The 4,912-nt window shown below is 30.9% G+C and carries 6 protein-coding genes; 2 read left to right on the forward strand and 4 right to left on the reverse strand.

All coding sequences use genetic code 11. The features are described 5' to 3' along the window. Window positions 1–60 precede the first annotated feature (60 nt). The 4 genes from Q0C16_RS02795 to Q0C16_RS02810 are packed head-to-tail and all read right to left on the reverse strand — an operon-like array spanning window position 61 to window position 3,786. The gene (locus Q0C16_RS02795; RefSeq protein WP_292319520.1) at window positions 61–333 is read right to left on the reverse strand and encodes a glycosyltransferase; all 273 of its coding nucleotides are present in this window, start codon (window positions 331–333) and stop codon (window positions 61–63) included. 38 nt (window positions 334–371) lie between these two features. Then, entirely contained in the window at window positions 372–1,607 is a 1,236-nt protein-coding gene (locus Q0C16_RS02800) for a M20 family metallopeptidase (protein ID WP_292319521.1), read from the reverse strand. Next, window positions 1,608–2,492 (reverse strand): P1 family peptidase, encoded by an 885-nt coding sequence (locus Q0C16_RS02805; RefSeq protein WP_292319522.1) that lies wholly within the window; start codon window positions 2,490–2,492, stop codon window positions 1,608–1,610. A 4-nt stretch (window positions 2,493–2,496) separates the two neighbouring features. Next, entirely contained in the window at window positions 2,497–3,786 is a 1,290-nt protein-coding gene (locus Q0C16_RS02810) for an MFS transporter (protein WP_292319523.1), read from the reverse strand. Between the two features lie 426 nt (window positions 3,787–4,212). On the opposite strand from Q0C16_RS02810, the gene Q0C16_RS02815 reads away from it, so the two are divergent. Together Q0C16_RS02815 and Q0C16_RS02820 are read left to right on the forward strand one after the other, a co-directional pair. Further along, on the forward strand, window positions 4,213–4,650 hold the full coding sequence (locus Q0C16_RS02815) for a hypothetical protein (protein ID WP_292319524.1): 438 nt from the start codon (window positions 4,213–4,215) through the stop codon (window positions 4,648–4,650). Beyond that, window positions 4,628–4,912 (forward strand): FkbM family methyltransferase (locus Q0C16_RS02820; RefSeq protein WP_292319525.1); only part of this gene is annotated, 285 nt, incomplete at its 3' end. The genes Q0C16_RS02815 and Q0C16_RS02820, both read left to right, overlap by 23 nt.

A 4,912-nucleotide genomic window follows, 5' to 3' on the forward strand; every position in this document is an offset into this window, starting at 1 on the left:
GAAATGAACCTAGCGAAATTCCATGGAAGATATCTACATCTGTAGATAAATTACACGACTCTATAGCTTTGGCCAGCGAATTGCTAAAGCATCAATATCATCCTTAGGAACTACTGTTGCCCCTAACTTTTCGAATAGGTCTGTACAGGCGTCTTCCGCAATTATCACCTTAAGTTCCATGGCTAAAGCTTCTGCTATCACAATTCCAAAGGACTTAGCCCGCGTCTGAAGGATAAAGATACACGAATCCAAGTATAACTTGATTACATACCTAAGTATGTCGCCTATTAATTCTACAAGATCTTCTAGTTGATACAGCCTTAGGTATCTCATGATTAATACAATTCCGAACTTAATAATTAGATAAAATACTATTTAATGAATTGTTTTAAAAACAAAGCAATAACTTTTGTAGATTTTATCAAATCTTCTATATAAACGTACTCATCTGTTGCATGAGCCATTTCCAGTAATCCTGGACCATAATTAAATGCATCAATACCTTTATTATATACAAACCTAATATCAAATGTTCCTGGGGATAAAACTAAGAAGGGCTCAACGCTATAGACATCTTTTATTATCTTACTTATTAATTTAACCCCCTGACTATTTTCAAATATTATACTATCTGTAATATAATACTGATCGAATTCTATATTAACATTTGGACATGTTCTTTTACCATAATCAATTATATCGTTTATTTCATTAATAGCAGAATCAATTTTTTCTTCTGGTACAATCCTTCTAACATAAGAGAAAGTTAAATAATCAGAAACTGTGTTCATCCAATCACCTCCATTTATTGTGCCTACCAAATATGAAGGCCTTCTAGATGATTCTGGTATAATAGGATATTTTGATACAATATTAGATCCATTCTCTAATATTTCATAGATGTAGTTTATTATTTTAGCTGCGCATCTTATGGTATCTCCACCTTTTTGCGGAAAGCCTCCATGAGACTTTATTCCTTTTAGCTTAAAAAAGCCCCATAATGCACCTCTATGGCCAATTCCAATGTTTGTTGGATTTAATGGTTCGGTAAAAATTAAATAATCCAAATTCTTTTTGTTTATATACCCTTTTTCTACTAGATAATAGGTACCAGCGTTTCTATTACCTACAGTTTCTTCATCTGGCACAATAAATTGTTTAACTGTAATATTTTTTATATCATAGAGCATCTTCAATGCTTCTACTGCGAATAATTGTACAGCTATACCAGATTTCATATCAGATGATCCTCTTCCATATATTTTTCCATTTTCTATCACAGCATTATATGGATCGTGAGACCACCCTTTACCAGAAGGAACAACATCGTAATGAGAATTAAAGCCTATTTTTACTCCGCCATTTCCATAAGTTGCAACTATATTAGGCCTTTCACCTTCTCCAAATTTAACAAGTTGCTTTAGCTCTTCTTTATTAGGCTTCACTATTTCTACTTTGTAATCTAATGATTTTAAGTATTCGGAAACGTAATCAACAAACTTTTCATAATTTAATCCTGGAGGATTTTCCGTAGGTATGTTTATAATTTTTATTAAAAAATTTATCATATCTTTCTTTATTGCATCTATGGCATCATCTATATCCATCTATAATCCCCATATAGATAAAACACTTTTAGATGCTATATCCTCTATCGCCCCTCTAATTAAATCTAAATCCTCTTCAACTTCGTTTGTTGTTACAGCGAAAACTATATCACCATCTAATGATAAGCTAAAGGGTCTGATCCTCCTTGATAAACCTATGTATGCTGATTTAGCAAACAACTTAACCTGCTCAGGAGTTGCCTTCACATTAGTCATAACTATTGAAACAGTTGTATTTATATAAGATTTTTTAAGTAATTTGTTCTTTATAATTTCATTAGATGGTATGATTTTGTTATTTACTTTAACCCCAGCAATTATTTCATTCTTTTCATTTACAACTTCTCCTATAGAATTGACAACACTTAATACACCTATTTCAACATTTCCAATGGATTCCTTATAGAAACCTTGACCACTTTTCATCATATATTTCATACCCATAAGTTTTCCAACAGTTGCACCTTTTCCTGCCCAATGATCTCCTATTATAACCTCATCACCCATATTTTTATAGCATTTAATCCCCCATGACTCATCAGGCAAGATATCATTATAATAAAAGTCAAATATTACGGCTGCAGGAACTATAGGAACAATTATATTATCATTTACTTTAAATCCTATCCCATCTTTCCTTAATGACTCGACAATACCTTCTACAGCTCTTAAGCCGTACATGCTCCTTCCCACTATTGCTATTGCACTTACTTCATGATTTTCTCTTCTTTCAAGATCTATAACTTCTGTATCCCTTGTTCCTGGAGATCCTCCTGCAACGTAAACACTAGCTATATTTCCTTTTTTCGGAAAAATAGCTGTTATACCTGATAAAGCAATTTCATCCTCATAACCGCATATTTTAAAACCGTTAATAATTTTCATTTTTTCACCTTTTTATCATATCTTCATTAGCTGATTTCCTCCAAGTTTCTGGAGCCAAAAATATGCCTATCAACATTATTACAGTAAAAACATATAGGATTATTAGCCATGCGTTTACCAAACCTATGAATGAAATTGCATAAATAAAACTTATTGCAAAGCCTCCTATAATTGCTCCACCGTTATACGTAAATCCAACACCGGTAGTTCTATACTTTTTACTAAACAATTCTGATAGAAAAGCTGGTATTGTTGAAAATATCATAGCCTCAATAAAAGCTTGAATTGAAAATAAAGTTACAAAAATAGTTAACTTTTCTGTATAGCCATACTTAATTAAAAAATATGATAAAAATGCAAAAATTATTCCATAAATAATCATAGGCTTTTTCCTGCCTCCTATTATATCAGCCAAAAAACCACCAAACCATACACCAAATAACGATACTAGGTTAATTATAGCAACTGAAAAGCCTATTATTTCTTCATTATATTTTAAATTATACATAACGGAAGGCCAAAAGGAAAAAGTAGCTGTATTAATAGCAAGGAGACCTGTTGTTATGAGCAATCCAATAATCATTTGTTTTGGAGAATATTTAAACAAAGATTTCAATGGAATCTTTTCTATTTCCTTTTTTTCTTTCATTTCTTCAAATATATACGTTTCCTTAGCAAATATTCTTATTACAAAGGCAATGATACCAGGAATGATAGCTGTTGCAAATAATATTCTCCATCCTATTGTTGAGAAGGATTTTCCTGTTATCATAGAAATAAATGCCAAAACCAAAGAGACAATAAAGTAACCTGTTCCATATCCGCTTTGCACAAAGCTACCTACAAACCCTCTTTTATCTGGAGGAGTACTTTCCATTGCTAAAGTTGACCCTCCCCCATATTCTGCGCCTGCAAACAAGCCTTCGAAAAATAATATTACATATAGAAGAATTGGTGAGAAAATCCCTAACTTATTATAACCAGGCAATACACTTTTTGAGGCAGACAAAAAAGAAAAGCCTAAGATTGTGATAACAAGCATATTTTTTCTTCCCATTTTATCTCCTAAAAAGTTGCCCAAAACTAAAGAACCTATTGATCTAGCTAATGCACCAACTCCAAAACCTGCAAAAGTTAAGACAATACCCACAACTTTTAAATAGGGAGGAAAGAAAACGGAAGATATTGTTAATGCAACCAATGCATATGCAATAGTTGTATAGCCATCTAAAAGCCAACCAAGCCATGCAGATATTACCTGTATCCATTGGTTTTTATTTAAGCCATAAACCATTTGGATCCCCTTAGGTAATAATATGGAGTTAAATTTATATTTATCTTGATAAAAATAAATAAAAATTAAAAATAATTCTTTTAATATTCATATTTTTTATCAGCTTGATATCCCCAATAATAAAAGATTATTGACGTTGATAAAGGTTAGCTTACAGTTATTTTAGGTCCTTCAGGAAACTGAAAACAACATTTTTTAGCGTTATTGCCGATTTAATTAACCAAGATAAAGGGTACAAAGATGCAAAAACAGATATAATGAAAAGCAGTGCAAGAGCTTATGGGATTAGTTATCTATAGAAATATAAAAATGAGCAGAAAGAAAAGATCATTCATTTTTAAAAAAGTAAAAAAATTAATAATTTAATGCTTACTAGAAACGATAAAAATAAATAGGAGAAATAGCAAAATTTTTCATGTGATATTAATGTCAGAGATTATTCCAATTGATATCAAAAAATTGATAAGAACGATAAATATATACAGAAAAGCATATATTAACTGGTATGAAGTATTAATTAACTTAGCTATATTTGGTAGAGCTAAGGCAAAACTAAGAAATGGCATAATAATTGAAGGAACAAGAATACCTTTAAGAGTATTAGCTAGATTTTTAGTTTTCGCTTCTAATTCTGTCTCATCAAAACAATTAGCTAAGATAATCTTAAAATTAAAGAGTAATGATACTAAAATAACTAAAATCTTAGAACACTTAGTTCTTTATCATGATAAAATAACAGAGATTTCGGACGATTTAAATACAGCCATTATAAATTTTAATGGCAAACCCGTAAAATTGTATCATTGGTATGAATCAGATATTTTTAGTGAGCAATATATATATGAAACTAAATGTCAAGGATAAATCAGTATTAGACGTAGGAGCACTAATTGGAGATACAGCATTACTTTTTTCATTAAAAGGCGCGAGATTAATTGTAAGTATAGAGCCATTTCCATCTGCTTTTAAAATAACCAAGAAAAATATTGAAGATAATAGAGTAGTTAATGTTAAGCTGTTAAATTGTGCTGTTAGCAATGATAATGAAGGTTTTCTTTCATTACCAGTTGATGAGTATGGAGGCGACTTAAATGCCAGATTGTATGATGGAAAGGGTAATATACAC

The organism is Caldisphaera sp., assembly GCF_023256325.1.
GTDB lineage: Archaea > Thermoproteota > Thermoprotei_A > Sulfolobales > Acidilobaceae > Caldisphaera.

Bases quoted from the DNA above. Each gene is read 5' to 3' on its own strand.
- Q0C16_RS02795 (WP_292319520.1), bottom strand. From the start codon at position 333: ATGAGATACCTAAGGCTGTATCAACTAGAAGATCTTGTAGAATTAATA.
- Q0C16_RS02800 (WP_292319521.1), bottom strand. From the start codon at position 1,607: ATGGATATAGATGATGCCATAGATGCAATAAAGAAAGATATGATAAAT.
- Q0C16_RS02805 (WP_292319522.1), bottom strand. From the start codon at position 2,492: ATGAAAATTATTAACGGTTTTAAAATATGCGGTTATGAGGATGAAATT.
- Q0C16_RS02810 (WP_292319523.1), bottom strand. From the start codon at position 3,786: ATGGTTTATGGCTTAAATAAAAACCAATGGATACAGGTAATATCTGCA.
- Q0C16_RS02815 (WP_292319524.1), top strand. From the start codon at position 4,213: ATGTCAGAGATTATTCCAATTGATATCAAAAAATTGATAAGAACGATA.